Genomic DNA, 16,079 nt, shown 5'->3' on the forward strand with positions numbered 1-16,079 from the left:
GGCATGGGCGTCGCGCTGGCGGTCGAGCGTCTGTAAGACGCGTCGGCGGCACGGAGATGAGCGAAGCGGGCGGCGCGGTCAGGCGTAGCCCGCATAACGAAAAGGGAGTCGGGAATGACGAAGCGCATAGCGTATGTAACGGGCGGCATGGGCGGCATCGGCACGAGCATTTGCCAGCGTCTGCATAAGGATGGCTTCACGGTCGTCGCGGGCTGCGGTCCGAATTCTCCGCGCCGCGTGAAATGGCTCGAAGATCAGAAGGCGCTCGGTTACGACTTCATCGCGTCGGAAGGCAATGTCGGCGATTGGGATTCGACCAAGGCCGCATTCGAAAAGGTCAAGGCCGAAGTCGGCGAGGTCGACGTGCTCGTGAACAACGCAGGCATTACGCGCGACGTCGTGTTTCGCAAGATGACGCACGAAGACTGGACGGCTGTCATCGACACGAACCTGACGAGTCTCTTCAACGTGACCAAGCAGGTGATCGACGGCATGGTGGAGCGCGGCTGGGGCCGCATCATCAATATCTCGTCGGTGAACGGGCAGAAAGGCCAGTTTGGCCAGACGAACTATTCGACTGCGAAGGCCGGCATTCACGGCTTCACGATGGCGCTGGCGCAGGAAGTGGCGACCAAGGGCGTGACGGTGAACACCGTGTCGCCGGGCTATATCGGCACGGACATGGTGAAGTCCATTCGTCCTGAAGTGCTGGAGAAGATCGTGGCGACCATTCCTGTTCGACGTCTGGGCACGCCGGACGAGATCGGCTCGATCGTGGCGTGGCTGGCTTCGGAGGAATCAGGCTTTTCCACCGGCGCGGACTTTTCGCTCAACGGTGGCTTGCACATGGGCTGACGGGCGGCGGCGGCCGGCCGGGCGCCCGGGGCGCCTGTCCGGCTGGCCGCGCTTGCCGGATATATCAACGACGCGGCGACCCAGCAGCAACGCTTTTTTGCGACAACGCAAGACATGCCTGCTGCCATCGCAGTAAAGTCTTGCGTTTAAAGGCGTTCAATGACCACCCCTACTACTACAAAGAAATCCGCCGAGCGGCTGATAAAAAAATATCCGAATCGCCGGCTGTACGACACGGAGACGAGCACCTACATCACCTTGTCGGATGTGAAGCAGCTCGTCCTCGATCAGGAAGACTTCAAGGTGCTCGATGCGAAGTCCAACGACGACCTGACGCGCAGCATCCTTCTGCAGATCATTCTCGAAGAGGAGAGCGGCGGGTTGCCGATGTTTTCATCGGTGATGCTCTCGCAGATCATCCGTTTTTACGGTCACGCGATGCAGGGCATGATGGGCACGTACCTGGAGAAGAATATTCAGGCGTTCATCGATATCCAGCAGAAGCTCTCCGAGCAGAGCAAGGGCATTTATGACGGCAATGCGCTGAATCCGGAAGTCTGGTCGCAGTTCATGAACATGCAGGCGCCGATGATGCAGGGGATGATGACCAACTACATCGAGCAGTCGAAGAATATGTTCGTGCAAATGCAGGAGCAGATGCAGAATCAGGCGAAGTCGATGTTCAATACGTTTCCGTTTCCTGGGCCGCAGGGGCCGGGGGAGAAGAAATAAGGTTTTTTTTCGCTCTCGCTTGGGTGTCTTCGTTTCGTGTCGGTTTATTAGTGCGCCCCTCCCGGGGCGGCGGTCACTTTCTTGGCTGTCGACCAGAGTTGGCGCTTCTGCGCCTTACTTCGGTCCCGTGCGAAGACAGTAACCGAAGCAGCTTTTTCTGGGCCCGAAGCACTGACTGGTATAGCCACTTCGTAGAGCGGCGGTGGCACTCAGCTGGTGAACAGCCTTGAATCACCTTCCGCGCCCGCTGAACACTTAAGTCCTCCGAGCCCCTTGGCTCGTTAACACCAGTGGTACATTCCAGTGTTGCGACGAGAGAAAACGGCGGCTCGCCGCGTCCCACCACGAGCGATGTTAGCTTTCCCGAGTCACCGTCCTCGCGCCCGTTAAGCCTGTTCGCGCACAGATGGTTTTGTCGAGCCAAAGGACGCCGAGCACATTACCGCCCGGCCGACGCGGATGGTGATCCGAGGCTGTACACAAGCTCAGTGCCAACGCTGCTCTACAGCGTGCCCGCTCGGATTCGTGCGTCGGGCCCGAAGCCGCTCTTTCCGCATGGACCCAAGTAAGACGCTGAAGCGCCAACTCAGTCGACAGCCACGTAATTCATCCTCGCCGGGCAGGCGGTTGCCGAACAAGACCGCCGACAGCCGTAAAAGCACCACGGAAGCACGACCAAGCCGCCGCGAAAGCCGCCAACCCATTGCGGTTAAAATAGCGAATTCGCCGCACCCCGAGCGGCATGCACGCCCGCAACCGTGCCTCTCCCCGAATATCCCGTGAATACACCAGTCAAGCCTACCGCCACCGCGCCAGCGCCCAAAATCGGCATGGTCAGCCTCGGCTGCCCCAAAGCCCTCGTCGATTCCGAGCAGATCATCACTCAACTCCGCGCCGAAGGTTACGAAATCTCCGGCACGTACGACGGCGCCGATCTCGTCGTCGTGAACACCTGCGGCTTCATCGACGAAGCCGTCCAGGAAAGCCTCGACGCCATTGGCGAAGCGCTCAGCGAGAACGGCAAGGTCATCGTCACCGGCTGCCTCGGCGCAAAGAAAAGCGCAAGCGGCACCGGGCTTATCGAGGAAGTGCATCCGAAAGTGCTCGCCGTCACCGGGCCCCACGCTACCAACGAAGTGATGAACGCAGTGCACACGCATCTGCCCAGGCCGCACGATCCGTTCGTCGATCTCGTGCCGCCCGCCGGCATCAAGCTCACGCCGCGTCACTACGCGTATCTGAAGATTTCCGAGGGCTGCAACCATCGCTGCTCGTTCTGCATCATCCCTTCGATGCGCGGCGATCTCGTCTCGCGGCCCATCGCCGAAGTCATGCTCGAAGCGGAAAATCTCTTCAAGTCCGGCGTCAAGGAGCTGCTCGTCATCTCGCAGGACACGAGCGCCTATGGCGTCGACGTCAAATACCGCACCGGCTTCTGGAACGGCAAGCCGCTCAAGACACGCATGACCGAACTGGTCGGCGCGCTCGGCGAACTGGCCGCGCAATACGGCGCATGGGTGCGGCTGCACTACGTCTATCCGTATCCGAGTGTCGACGAAGTCATCCCGATGATGGCCGAAGGCCCGTTCAAAGGTCACGTGCTGCCGTATCTCGACGTGCCGTTCCAGCACGCGCATCCCGAAGTGCTGAAGCGCATGAAGCGCCCGGCCAACGCCGAGAAGGTGCTCGAGCGCGTGAAGGCGTGGCGGGCCATCTGCCCCGATCTCACCATCCGCAGCACGTTCATCGCGGGCTTCCCCGGCGAGACCGAAGAGCAGTTCCAGACGCTGCTCGACTTCATCAAGGAAGCGGATCTGGACCGCGTCGGCTGCTTCGCGTATTCGCCGGTCGAAGGCGCAACCGCGAACGAACTCGACGGCGCGCTCCCCGACGAAGTGCGCGAACAACGCCGCGCGCGCTTCATGGAACTGGCCGAGGAGCTGTCGGCGAAGCGCATGAAAAAGAAGATCGGCAAGACGCTGAAGGTGCTCGTCGACGAAGTGAGCGGCGAAGGCGGCGTCGGCCGGACGGGAGCGGATGCGCCGGAAATCGACGGCGTCGTGTATATCGCGCCGCCGGCGAAGGCGTCCAAGCGCTACAAGGCCGGCGATTTCGTCTCCGTGAAAATCACCGGGGCCGACGGCCATGATCTCTGGGGCGAGGTCTAAACGATGACGCCGCAGATTCCGCAGCAACCAGCCATCCTCGCGCTCGGCGAGGCGATGATCGAGTTTAATCAGTCAAAGCGCAATGAGCCGAACTACCTGCAAGGCTTCGGCGGCGACGTCTCCAACTTCCTGATCGCGGCGGCGCGGCAAGGCGCGGCAACGGGCTTCGTCTCCGCCGTCGGCAACGATCACTTCGGGCAACTGCTGCTCGATCTGTGGCGCGCGGAAAACGTCGATACTTCCGCCGTGCGCATCGACCAGCACGCGCCCACCGGCGTTTATTTCGTATCGCATGGCGAGAGCGGGCATCGCTTCGACTATTTGCGCGCCGGATCGGCGGCGAGCCGCTATGCGCCGTCGGACTTGCCGCTCGACATGATCGCGGGCGCGAAGGTCGTGCATCTGTCGGGCATCAGTCTCGCGATCGGCGTTGCCGCGTGCGATGCCGCGTTCGCCGCCATCGATCACGCCCGCGCGAACGGCGTCGCGGTCAGCTTCGATACGAACCTGCGCCTGAAGCTGTGGCCGCTGGCACGCGCCCGCGCGGTGATGCTCGAAACGATCCGCGCGACCGATATCTGCCTGCCGAGCTATGACGACGTCACCGCGCTCACCGGCCTCGACGACAAGGACGCGATCGTCGACGCGCTGCTCGCGCTCGGTCCGAAAGTCGTCGCGTTGAAGCTCGGCAAGGAAGGCGCGTATATCGCGACGCCCGCGGAGCGGCGCGTGGTGCCGGGCCGCGTCGTCAATGCAGTCGATGCCACCGGCGCAGGCGATTGCTTCGGCGGCGCGTTCATCGCGCGCATCGTCGCGGGCGACGATCCTTTCACCGCCGCGCACTATGCGAACGTGGCGGCGGCATTGTCGACGCAAGGCTTCGGCGCAGTCGCGCCCATTCCCGGCCGGGCGGCTGTCGAACGCGCGCTCGCCGGATAATCCGAGAACACAGACCCAGGAGACGACAACATGAAGCGCGAAGTGGTGGTGGCAAGCGGCGTGCGTACGGCAATCGGCGACTTTGGCGGCGCGCTGAAGGACTTCACGCCGGGCGATCTCGGCGCGCGCGTCGTGCGGGAAGTGCTTTCGCGCGCGCGCGTATCGGGTGACGAAGGCGGCCATGTGGTGTTCGGCAACGTGATCCAGACGGAGCCGCGCGACATGTATCTGGCGCGCGTCGCCGCACTGCACGGCGGCGTCACGAAGGATGCGCCCGCGCTAACGGTGAACCGGCTGTGCGGCTCGGGCCTGCAGGCGATCATATCGGCGTCGCAGTCCATCCTGCTGGGCGATGCCGATATCGCCATCGGCGGCGGCGCGGAAAGCATGAGCCGCGCGCCGTATCTGATGCCGGCTGCGCGCTTCGGCCAGCGCATGGGCGATACGCGCATCGTCGACATGATGCTCGGCGCGCTCAACGATCCGTTCGACAAGATCCACATGGGCGTGACTGCGGAAAACGTCGCGAACAAGTACGGCATCACGCGCGAGGCGCAGGACGCGCTCGCGCTCGAATCGCACCGCCGCGCGGCGAAGGCCGTCGAGGCGGGCTATTTCAAGGAACAAATTCTGCCGATCACGCTGGCATCGAAGAAGGGCGATACCGTCTTCGACCAGGACGAACACGTTCGCATGAACGCCACGGCAGATGACTTCGCCAAGCTCCGGCCGGTCTTCGCCAAGGAGAACGGCACGGTGACGGCCGGCAACGCATCCGGCATCAACGACGCGGCGGCGGCCGTCGTGCTGATGGAGCGGGGCGTCGCGGAGAAGCGCGGTTTGCAGCCGCTCGCACGGCTCGTCGCGTATGCGCACGCGGGCGTCGATCCGAAGATCATGGGCATCGGACCCGTGCCGGCGACGCAGAAGGTGCTGGAACGCGCGGGCCTGAGCGTCGACGACCTCGACGTGATCGAAGCGAACGAAGCCTTTGCCGCACAAGCCTGCGCCGTCACGAAGGAACTGAAACTCGATCCCGCGAAGGTCAATCCGAACGGCTCGGGCATTTCGCTCGGCCATCCGATCGGCGCGACGGGCGCGCTCATCACCGTGAAGGCGCTGTACGAACTGCAACGCATCGGCGGCCGCTATGCGCTGGTGACCATGTGCATCGGCGGCGGGCAGGGCATCGCGGCGATCTTCGAGCGCATTTAACGTTGTATCGAAGGAAGCAAGCATGAAAGAAGCAACGAGGCGGCCGGGATTTCCGGTCCGGCCGATGACGATGGCCGCGGCATCGCTGACGTTTGCGCTCGCGCTCGCGGGCTGCAATTCGCCGATGCCGCCGGATACGTCGAGCGCCGCAAACGGCGTCGCGCCGAAGGGCGAGTCCCACGGCGCCGACGACGCCATCCGCACGCTCGCCTTGCCGCCACAGAAGCCGCTGTCGCCGAATCCGGAGTACGCGCGCTTTCCGCGTTATGTCGGCACGCTCGGCGGCAGGCAGATCGAGATGAAGCTCGGCGCGAAAACGGACGAGCCGTCCGGTGTGCACGGCGAATACCGTTTCGCGGGCAGCCCTTCGGTGATTCTCGTCGCCGGCGACCGTGACGGCGACACGCTCGAAATCGAAGAATCGAACGACGGCACGCACATCACCGGCAACTGGATCGGCAAGTTCGAGGCGGACGGCAGCGTGTCGGGCGAGCGCATGAATCCGGACGATTCCAACGCGCAGCCGTTCGACCTGCGGCCTGCCGTGGCCGGCGTGAAATTGCCGCCCGCGCCTGCTGGCGGCGGCGCGGCGCGTCAGGCCGCGCCTTCGCTGGAACCTGCGCCGCCGCTGCCGCCGGCTAACGCCGTCGGTGGCACGAGCAACGTGATCATCGGCGAATAGGTTTATTGCATGCAACCGGGCGCCGCCCGTCCTTTTTCATCTCATCGCTTTTTATTCATGACCGATTCAAGCAGCCAGAACCGCGACCTGCAAACCCGCATCGTGCAGCCGAACGATTGCATCACGCCCGGCTTCGAGTCGTTTGCGGTGCCGGTGGCGCGGGCGTCGACGGTCGTGTTTCCCGATCTCGCGACGATGCGCGCGCTCGTCTGGAGCGACGATTCCAAGTGGCGCTACGGCCTGCACGGCACGCCGACGACGATCGCGCTCGCCCAACGCCTCGCTGCGATCGAAGGCGGCGAGCACGCGCTCTTGCAGCCTTCTGGTCTGGCGGCGATATCGAACGTGTATTTCGCGCTGGTGAAGGCGGGCGATCACGTGCTGGTGCCGGACAACGCGTACTCGCCGAATCGCGAGCACGCGGACTGGCTCGCCGCCGACTTCGGGCTCGAAGTGACCTATTACGATCCGATGACCGGCGCGGGCATTGCCGATTCAATCAGGCCGAACACGAAGCTGATCTGGCTGGAAGCGCCGGGCTCGGTGACGATGGAAGTGCAGGACGTGCCCGCGATCGTTGTCGTGGCGCGGGCACACGGCATCGTGACGGCCATCGACAACACATATTCGGCCGGGCTCGCGTTCAAGCCGTTCGAGCATGGCGTCGATATTTCGGTGCAGGCGCTGACGAAATATCAGTCGGGCGGCAGCGACATCCTGATGGGCGCGACGATCACGCGCGACGTCGAGCTGCACAAGAAGCTGAAGCGCGCGCGCATGCGCATGGGTATCGGCGTTTCGGCGGACGATGCATCGCTGGTGCTGCGCAGCCTGCCGTCGATGAAACTGCGCTACGAAGCGCACGACCGCTCGGCGCTCGCGCTCGCACGCTGGCTGAAGACGCGTCCGGAAGTGGCGGCGGTGCTGCATCCGGCGCTGGAAGACTGCCCCGGCCACGCGTTCTACGAGCGCGATTTTGCAGGCGGCGCGGGCGGCCTGTTCTCGATCGTGTTCGACGGGCGCTATAGCGCGGCTCAGGTCGATGCTTTCGTCGAGGCGCTCGAATTGTTCGCGATTGGCTGGAGCTGGGGCGGCGCGCACAGTCTCGCGATGCCCTACAACGTCCGCTCGATGCGCACGGCGTCGCAGTGGCCGCACGAGGGCGTGCTGGTGCGGTTTTATATCGGTCTTGAAGACGAAGCCGACTTGCGCGCGGATCTCGAGGCGGCGCTCGTCAAGGCGCTGGGCTGATCGCTTCAGAACAGGCGCAGCAGGCCGTCTAGTCCGACGAAGTTGAAGGCGACGGTGGCGGCCTCGCGCACGACCGGCTTTGCGCGGAACGCCACCGACAATCCCGCTTCGGCCATCATCTTCAGGTCATTCGATCCGTCGCCCATTGCGATGGCGCGCTTCTGATCGATGCCGATCTTCTCGCACGTCTCGCGCAGCGTGCGCGCTTTGACATCGGCATTCACGATTTCGCCGATGACCTTGCCCGTCAGCTTGCCATCCACGATTTCGAGCGTGTTCGCCCGCGTGTAGTCGATGCCAAGCCGCGCTTGCAATCGCTCCGTGAAGAATGTGAATCCGCCTGAAACGAGCAGCGTCTTGAGACCGGCGGCGCGTGCGCCTTCGAGCATGCGTTCCGCGCCGGGCGAAAGGCGCAGGCGTTCTTCGTAGACACGCTCGAGTGCGCTTGCGTCCAGACCTTTGAGCAACGCCACGCGGCGCGTCAGGCTTTCGTTGAAGTCCTTGATCTCGCCGCGCATCGACGCTTCGGTGATCGCCGCGACTTCCGCTTTCAGACCGCAAAAGTCCGCAATTTCGTCGATGCATTCGATGGTGATGAGCGTCGAATCCATGTCCATCGCGACGAGTCCGAAATCGAAGAGTTGCGCTTGCGGCTCGATGTACGCGTAGTCGAGCGCATGTGTGCCGCAATAGGCGTCGATGTCGGGACGCTGGAGGGGATCGGCCTCGGACAAGCGCAGGAGTGTGTCGTCGATGCGCGCTGTTTCGGTCGAGCGGGCGAGAGCGGCGAGCGGCTTCAGGTGCGAATCGGATATTGGGGCAGGGCTCTGGATGACGAGGTTCATCGAAGACGGTGCGGAGGTTGCGCAGACGGCTATTGTACGGGGCGCGGCGGGGATTCTTGAAACGCTTGCCGGAGCGGCGGTTTGCGTTATGCGTGATGCATGCAATATGCAATTGCCGCTGCTCGACGTTGTGCCGGGGCAGTGACTTGTTGGTGGAGCGGCACCGCACGCGACGGTTTCTTCGCTGCTTCATTGACTGAGACGCGGACGCGCCGCGACTTGCATGCAGCACACAGCATTTGATTTGGAGGATCTTTTCTCGAAGCCGCTTCGTAGCGGCGTCTTAGGTGCGGCTTGCTGTTGCGGCGGCCGGGCAGCAATTGCATGCAGCACGCCAAACGCAACACACAGCACGCAGAATGCAAACGCACGATTTACAGCCCTACCTCTGCACCCGCCCCGGCTCCCTGTCCCAATAAGGCGGCTCCCCAAACCGTCCCGCCAGAAACTCGATGAACGCCAGCGTCTTCGGCGGCACGAACGCGCGGCTCGGATACACCGCCCAGATCGCGACGGTCTGCGCGAGCGGATAGTCATCGAGCACGGTCACGAGTTCGCCGCTCGCCAAAAGCGGCGCGACGCTCCATGTCGACTTCAGTCCGATGCCGATGCCCGCGGCGAGCGCATCGCGGATCACTTCGCCGTTGTCCGTCACGAGCCGGCCCGATACACGCACATCGATGACGCCAGTCGGCGTGACGAAGCTCCAGTCGCGCTGGTTCGCGAGGATCACGCATTCGTGCTGCGCGAGATCGGCTGGATGGCGCGGCGTGCCGTGTTGCGCCAGATAGGCCGGCGACGCGCACAGCACGCGCCGATTGCTCGCGAGCTTGCGCGCAACCAGCGTCGAATCCTTCAGCGCGCCGATACGCACCGCGAGATCGATGCCTTCATCGACCACATCGACGATCTGATCAGTCATGCGCAGATCGACGGTGACGGCGGGATACTGCCGCAAGAAATCGGGGATGAGCGGCGAAATATGCTGCCGGCCGAGCGACGAAGGCATCGTCACGCGCAGCCTTCCGTGCGGCTGCTCCAGCGCCCGGCCGACCGACGCCCGCGCCGCTTCGGCCGCATCGAGCAGGCTGCGCGCATGCGTCGCGAAGATTTCGCCTTCCTGCGTGACGCTCACGCGCCGCGTCGTCCGGTGCAGAAGCCGCGCGCCGAGCATTCGCTCCAGTCCCGCGATGCGCGCGCTCGCCACCGCAGGCGACAAGCCGAACTCCCGCGCCGCCGACGACAGGTTCGCGAGCGCCGCGGCTCGCACGAAGAGCGCAACGTCCAGCAGATCGAGCCGGTCGCGCGTGCCCTCGGACAGGAACTCGCCCATTTGATGGATTCCCCGAAAAATGTTTCAAGGATTATCGCGTTTTTTGCATGCCGCATGCAAGCTACCATGACTCCATCGTTCGAGTTCAACACAAGGAGCCATCATGAAAGCCATCGGCCTGACCCGTTATCTGCCGATTTCCAATCCGGAATCGCTCGTCGATATCGAGTTGGACAAACCCACACCTACAGGCCGCGACTTGCTCGTGAAGGTCGAAGCCATCGCAGTGAATCCGGTCGACACGAAAGTGCGCGCGCCGAAAGACAAGGTGGAGGAAACGCCGCGCGTGCTCGGTTGGGACGCGGCGGGCGTGGTCGAAGCGGTTGGCCCCGAAGTCACGCTCTTCAAGGCCGGCGACCCGGTCTACTACGCCGGCGACATCACGCGTCAGGGCGCGAATAGCGAGTTCCATCTGGTGGACGAGCGAATCGTCGGCGCGAAGCCGAAATCGCTGGATTTCACGCATGCCGCGGCGCTCCCGCTCACGACCATCACCGCGTGGGAAGCGCTGTTCGACCGGCTCAAGGTGTCCGCCGAAGGCAAGGACGCGGGCAAGACCGTGCTCATCATCGGCGGCGCTGGCGGGGTCGGGTCGATCGGCATTCAGCTCGCGAAGCAAGTCGCCAAGGTGCATGTGATCGCGACGGCGTCGCGGCCGGAATCCGCGAAATGGGCAAAGGAGCTGGGCGCGGATCGCATCATTAATCACTTCGAGGACATTCCGAAGCAACTGAAAGACGCGGGGATCGGCCAGGTCGATTACGTGCTGATCTTCAACGACACCGACAAGCATTTCCCGGCAGCCGCCGAAGTCGTGAAGCCGCAAGGCGGCATCTGCACGATCGTCGAAAACGCGGGACCGCTCGCCATCGATTTGCTGAAGGCGAAGAGCGCCGCGTTTCATTGGGAGTTCATGTTCACGCGTGCTATGTTCAAGACGCCTGACATGATCGAACAACACAAGCTGCTGTCCGAAGTGGCGCGGCTGATCGACGCAGGCACGATCCGCACGACGCTCGGCAAGAACATCGGCAAGATCGATGCGGCCAATTTGCGCGAAGCGCATCGTCTTCTGGAAGAAGGGCGGGCAATCGGCAAGCTGGTCTTGACGGGTTTCTGAAGCCGCGTTTGAAACGGTCCGGTGCTTCGTTTTGCCGCGCGGCTGCCTCGGGTTTTCCATGAGAAAGGCCGGACACGCGCGGCGCTAGACTGACTCCGCTATAAGCCGATTCGGCGTCGATCGCGCCGGATCATCATCAAGTGCTTGTCACGGAGGTGCCGGATGAATCGACGTTCGAACGAAGGCCGCCGCGCCATCGCAGCCATGCTCGCGATGACTGCGCTCGCGACGGCTCACGCGACGCCCGGCATCAAGGTCCTGTCCGAAGCGCCCAACGACGGCCCGATCAAGTACACGATCAAGATGGCGTCCAAGAACTTCGGCAACGAGCAGGAGACGCGCACGATCCGCTCCGGCCAGACGGACGACTTCACGTGGCAGGGCACCGCGCCAAACGGCGCACAACCGGTGCCGGATGCGTGTCTGCAGGTCTCATCGGTGCCGCGCAGCGCGGAAGGCCTGGCCGTGAAGCAGGTGCAGATCCGCTTTGCGCCGGTCATCGCGGATAACGGCGTCGCCAATGTGCAGCTCAGTTTCCGCGCTTACGCGCCGAAGGGGACGAGCAAGGTGACCGTGGGCGGCAAGACGCTGCAATGTCCCGGCGATAACCATCTCAGCCAGATCATCCGTTTTTCGATGCCCACGTCCACTGGCTCGAAGAAGACGGTCACGCTCGACGACGGTACACAGCTGACCGTCACCGCCAGCCGGAAGTGAGTCATCGGCATGCTAGGTGAATTTTGCATGCAGCCTTAACCTGCAACTAACGGTCTACCAGCGCCACCGCCCGATTCAACCGGCACAGCCACGCTTGGCACGCTTCCTGCGACTCATCACGATGCGCAATGCGCCGCATCTCCACGTTCGGCGCAATCATCGACCGTTCCGACAGCGAGGTGCCCGCGATGCCGCACATGATCTGGAAAGGCGCGATCAGCTTCGGGCTGGTCCACGTCCCCGTGCAACTTTATCCGGCCACACAGTCGGAGAAAGTTGGCTTCAATCTGCTCGACAAGCGCTCGATGGATCCCATCGGCTACAAGCAGATCAACAAGAACACCGGCAAGGACGTTACGCGCGACAACATCGTGCGCGGATTCGAATACGAGAAGGGCAAGTACGTCGTGATGACCGATGCGGAAATCCGCGCGGCCAATCCCGAGTCGACGCAGACGGTCGATATTCTCTCGTTCGTCGATGCCCCGGAAATCTCGTTCCTGTCGCTCGATACGCCGTACTACCTCGCGCCCGATCGCAAAGGCGAGAAGGTCTATGCGCTGCTGCGCGACGCATTGAAGGACACCGGCAAGGTCGGCATTGCAAGCGTCGTCCTGCATAACAAGCAGCATCTGGCAGCGCTGATCCCGGTCGGTCCCGCGCTCGCGCTCAACACCTTGCGCTGGGGCGACGAAGTTCGCGATTTCTCCCAGTTCACGTTTCCCGATGAGGACACGAAGAAAGCGGGCGTCACGCCGAAGGAACTGGATATGGCCAAGCGCCTCATCGACGACATGAGCGATTCCTGGGACCCGACGAAGTATCACGACACGTTCCGCGACGACATCATGAAACTCGTCGATCAGAAGGTGAAGGAAGGCAAGATCGCCGAAGTGATGAAGTTCGAGGAAGGTGGCGAAGAGAAGGCGAGCGCGGACATCCTCGATCTGTCGGAACTGCTCAAGCGCAGCCTCAAGAGCGGCGGCGCGGCGAAGGGCGGGAAAGCATCGCGAGCGAAAGACGATTCGGGCGATGACGCCAGCGAGGAACCGGCGCGGCCGGCTCGCAAGACGGTGCGTCGCAAGCGAGCCTGACAGCGATGATCCGCAATCCATGAAAGCACCGGTTAAGGAGCCTTCACGACGATGACGGCCAAGCTCGAAACCTATCAGCGCATGCGGCGCTTCAATGAGACGCCGGAGCCATCGGGACAGAAGACCGTCGCGCGCCGGGCATCGCGCACGAAAAAGCCCGTAAAAAAGGCACTTTCTTTCGTCATCCAGGAACACGACGCCCGTCGCCTGCACTACGACTTTCGGCTCGAACTCGACGGCACGCTGAAATCATGGGCGGTGCCGAAAGGACCGAGCCTCGATCCATCGGTGAAACGGCTAGCGGTGCATGTCGAAGATCATCCGATCGATTACGGCTCGTTCGAAGGCGATATTCCCGAGGGCAATTACGGCGCGGGCAGCGTCATCGTGTGGGATCGCGGGACGTGGGCGCCTCAGACGGGCGGCCCCGAGGACGCTGCGCGCGAGTACGAAAAGGGCAAGCTCAAGTTCATCCTCGACGGCGAGAAGCTGCAAGGCGGCTGGACGCTCGTGCGGAGTCACATGCGCGGCAGCGGCGACAAGGAGCAATGGTTTCTCATCAAGGAACGCGACGATGAAGCGCGTCCCGAAGCCGAATACGACGTACTCCTGAAGAAACCGGGAAGCGTGTTGTCCGATTCGCTCGGAGCGCGGCTGGAAAACGGCGAACTGCGCGATCGCACCGAGCGCAAGGCGCAGCCGGCATCGCGGCGAACGGTTCCGCGTGCAGCGAAGGCCGCGAGCGACAAGGCCGATGATCACGCGCATCCAGATATCGTCGCGACGCGCAATGCGGAATCGTTGCGCGCGCTCTCGCATGATCCGGCGATAGAAGGCGCGGCGAAAGCGAAGCTTCCCGCGCTGCTCAAGCCGCAACTCGCGACACTCGTCGATGCCGCGCCACCCAGCGACGAATGGACCTATGAAATCAAGTTCGATGGCTATCGCGTGCTTGCGCGCATCGAGCAATCGAACGGCAAGCGCGATATCCGCATCTACACGCGCAACGGCAACGACTGGACCGCCAAGTTTCCAAAGCAGGTGAAGGCGCTCGAAAAGCTGGATATCGAAAGCGGCTGGCTCGATGGCGAAGCCGTCGTGCTCGACGATCGCGGACTGCCGGATTTTCAGGCGCTGCAGAATGCGTTCGATGTCGGCCGTCCGCAAGGCATCGTCGTGTACTTCTTCGATCTGCCTTTCCTCAACGGCTATGACTTGCGCAACGTGCCGCTCGTGCAGCGCCGCGCCTTGTTGAAGGCGATCGTCGAACCCGTCGGCGATGCCGCGCTGCGCTATTCCGAGGACTTCGCCTTCAGCGCCGATGATCTGTTGAAGAGCGCCTGCGACATGTCGCTGGAAGGGATCATCGGCAAGCGCATCGACAGCACGTATGTATCGGGGCGCAGCAATTCGTGGATCAAGCTGAAGTGCCGGCGGCGGCAGGAGTTCGTCGTGTGCGGCTATTCGGAGCCTTCGGGAAGCCGCGGGCAGTTCGGTGCGCTGCTGCTCGGCGTGTATGACGGCAAAGGCAAGCTGCAATACGCGGGGCGCGTCGGCAGCGGCTTCGATCATGCGACGCTCGTCGCGGTGAAAAAGGAACTCGACAAGCGCGAGACCGATCGCATGCCTTTCGAGCGCGAGCCGCAGGAGCACAGCCGGACGCCCGTGCACTGGGTAAAGCCGGAACTCGTGGCTGAATGCAACTTCGCGGAATGGACCAAGGAGCACATCGTGCGACAAGCATCGTTCGTCAGTCTGCGTGACGACAAACCGGCGCGGCAGATCGTGAAGGAAGAGCCGGCATCGGCTAAAAAAGTCGAAGCGGAAGTCGAGGAAGACACGGCTAAAAAGCCTAAAGCTCGCAAGACGGCGGCGCGCACATCCGCCGCGAAGGAAGCGCCGGCAAAACCCGCGGCGAAGACGCGTTCCAAAGCGAATACGAGCGAAATCGAAGGCGTGAAGATCAGCCACCCGGATCGGGTGATCGACAAGTCCACTGGCCTCACGAAGCTCGATGTCGTCGAGTATTACGCGTCGATCGCCGAATGGATGTTGCCCCATCTTCACGACCGGGCCGTGTCGCTGGTGCGCGCGCCGGACGACATCAGCGGCGAGCTGTTCTTTCAGAAGCACAGCGCGAGGCTCGCGATTCCGCATATCACGCAGCATCCGGACGCCGACCCCGAGCATCCGCCACTGTTGACCGTCGAATCGGCGCAGGCGCTCGTCGGCACCGCGCAGATGGGCACCATCGAATTGCATACGTGGAACTCGCTGGTGTCGAACATCGAGAAGCCGGATCGCATGGTGTTCGATCTCGATCCGGGCGAGGGCGTCGGCTGGGACCGCATGCTCGAAGCCGCGAAACTCACGCGCGACTTGCTGCAAGAACTCGGGCTCACGTCGTTCTGCAAGACGAGCGGCGGCAAGGGGGTGCACGTGGTCGTGCCGCTCGCGAAACAGGCCGGCTGGGACGAAATGAAGGCGTTCTCACAGGCGGTCGCGCAGCATATGGCGAAGACGCTGCCGAAGCTGTTCTCGGCCAAGATGGGCATGCAGAACCGGCGCGACAAAATCTTTATCGACTATCTGCGCAACAATCGCGGCTCCAGCACGGTCTGCGCGTTTTCGTTGCGCGCCCGGCCAGGCATGGGCGTGTCGATGCCCATCAACTGGGACGAGCTGGACGAGACCACGAGCGGCGATCAATGGAACATCCGCAACGCGCGCGCACGCATGGACGCGCTCGCCGCCGATCCGTGGGAAGGCTATGCGAAGTCGCGTCAGCGGCTCACCGTGCAGATGAAGAAGCGGCTGGGTATCGGCGGGTGAGGCGTCGGTCAACCTGAACACATCAACGCAAACTCTGGACATCGACATGAAAACGACGAACGAATCGCCCAAGGACCAGCGCGACGAAGATGCCGCCAAGCCGCCGCTGCCGCATGAAACGGATCAAAACGCGCAGTCGCAGGAGGAAGCGGAGCCGCGCGATATCGGCAAGCAGGCGCATGAAGACATCGAGCGCGGACTCGTCGATACCGACCGGCGCGGCAATCTCGATGGCAGCGGCCAGCCGAAGCAATGAACCGGCTAGTGAATTTTTCGACACGAGGAGGGACCGGATG

Annotated in this window: 14 protein-coding genes; 12 read left to right on the plus strand and 2 right to left on the minus strand. The window is 63.0% G+C overall.

Going from position 1 to position 16,079, the window contains the following annotated elements:
* The first annotated feature begins 114 nt into the window (after positions 1-114).
* The 7 genes from BG57_RS16005 (at position 115) to BG57_RS16035 (ending at position 7,842) form a co-directional block, all read left to right on the plus strand.
* Complete coding sequence (locus tag BG57_RS16005; RefSeq protein ID WP_035966125.1) at positions 115-855, plus strand: 3-ketoacyl-ACP reductase; 741 nt, start codon at positions 115-117, stop codon at positions 853-855.
* Between the two features lie 159 nt (positions 856-1,014).
* A complete protein-coding gene (phaR, locus tag BG57_RS16010) occupies positions 1,015-1,587 on the plus strand; it encodes a polyhydroxyalkanoate synthesis repressor PhaR (protein WP_035966126.1) in 573 nt (190 codons plus the stop codon).
* 830 nt (positions 1,588-2,417) lie between these two features.
* Positions 2,418-3,755 (plus strand): 30S ribosomal protein S12 methylthiotransferase RimO, encoded by a 1,338-nt coding sequence (gene rimO, locus BG57_RS16015; RefSeq protein ID WP_035966127.1) that lies wholly within the window; start codon positions 2,418-2,420, stop codon positions 3,753-3,755.
* A gap of 3 nt (positions 3,756-3,758) precedes the next feature.
* Positions 3,759-4,694 carry a sugar kinase gene (locus BG57_RS16020; RefSeq protein ID WP_035966128.1) on the plus strand — a complete coding sequence of 312 codons (936 nt, stop codon included), beginning with the start codon at positions 3,759-3,761 and terminating at the stop codon, positions 4,692-4,694.
* 30 nt (positions 4,695-4,724) lie between these two features.
* Positions 4,725-5,909 (plus strand): beta-ketothiolase BktB, encoded by a 1,185-nt coding sequence (gene bktB, locus BG57_RS16025; protein ID WP_035966129.1) that lies wholly within the window; start codon positions 4,725-4,727, stop codon positions 5,907-5,909.
* A 22-nt stretch (positions 5,910-5,931) separates the two neighbouring features.
* Positions 5,932-6,591 (plus strand): hypothetical protein, encoded by a 660-nt coding sequence (locus BG57_RS16030; protein WP_229753805.1) that lies wholly within the window; start codon positions 5,932-5,934, stop codon positions 6,589-6,591.
* A gap of 57 nt (positions 6,592-6,648) precedes the next feature.
* Complete coding sequence (locus BG57_RS16035) at positions 6,649-7,842, plus strand: cystathionine beta-lyase (RefSeq protein WP_035966130.1); 1,194 nt, start codon at positions 6,649-6,651, stop codon at positions 7,840-7,842.
* Between the two features lie 5 nt (positions 7,843-7,847).
* On the opposite strand, the gene serB is transcribed toward BG57_RS16035, so the two are convergent.
* Together serB and BG57_RS16045 are read right to left on the minus strand one after the other, a co-directional pair.
* Positions 7,848-8,687, minus strand: coding sequence for a phosphoserine phosphatase SerB (gene serB, locus BG57_RS16040; protein WP_035966131.1), 840 nt, complete (start codon positions 8,685-8,687; stop codon positions 7,848-7,850).
* A 382-nt stretch (positions 8,688-9,069) separates the two neighbouring features.
* The gene (locus BG57_RS16045) at positions 9,070-10,020 is read right to left on the minus strand and encodes a LysR family transcriptional regulator (RefSeq protein ID WP_035966132.1); all 951 of its coding nucleotides are present in this window, start codon (positions 10,018-10,020) and stop codon (positions 9,070-9,072) included.
* A 103-nt stretch (positions 10,021-10,123) separates the two neighbouring features.
* Between BG57_RS16045 and BG57_RS16050 the strand changes: the two genes are divergently transcribed.
* The 5 genes from BG57_RS16050 to BG57_RS16070 all read left to right on the plus strand — a co-directional run bounded on the left by BG57_RS16050 (position 10,124) and on the right by BG57_RS16070 (position 16,039).
* A complete protein-coding gene (locus BG57_RS16050; protein WP_035966133.1) occupies positions 10,124-11,140 on the plus strand; it encodes a zinc-binding alcohol dehydrogenase family protein in 1,017 nt (338 codons plus the stop codon).
* A gap of 162 nt (positions 11,141-11,302) precedes the next feature.
* On the plus strand, positions 11,303-11,857 hold the full coding sequence (locus BG57_RS16055; protein WP_035966135.1) for a DUF6013 family protein: 555 nt from the start codon (positions 11,303-11,305) through the stop codon (positions 11,855-11,857).
* A 188-nt stretch (positions 11,858-12,045) separates the two neighbouring features.
* Positions 12,046-12,951 (plus strand): non-homologous end joining protein Ku, encoded by a 906-nt coding sequence (gene ku / locus BG57_RS16060; protein ID WP_035966273.1) that lies wholly within the window; start codon positions 12,046-12,048, stop codon positions 12,949-12,951.
* Between the two features lie 51 nt (positions 12,952-13,002).
* The gene (gene ligD, locus BG57_RS16065) at positions 13,003-15,783 is read left to right on the plus strand and encodes a DNA ligase D (protein ID WP_035966136.1); all 2,781 of its coding nucleotides are present in this window, start codon (positions 13,003-13,005) and stop codon (positions 15,781-15,783) included.
* Positions 15,784-15,829: 46 nt separating this feature from the next.
* A complete protein-coding gene (locus BG57_RS16070; RefSeq protein ID WP_035966137.1) occupies positions 15,830-16,039 on the plus strand; it encodes a hypothetical protein in 210 nt (69 codons plus the stop codon).
* The last annotated feature ends 40 nt before the right edge of the window (positions 16,040-16,079 follow it).

Source organism: Caballeronia grimmiae (assembly GCF_000698555.1).
Taxonomy (GTDB): Bacteria; Pseudomonadota; Gammaproteobacteria; order Burkholderiales; family Burkholderiaceae; genus Caballeronia; species Caballeronia grimmiae.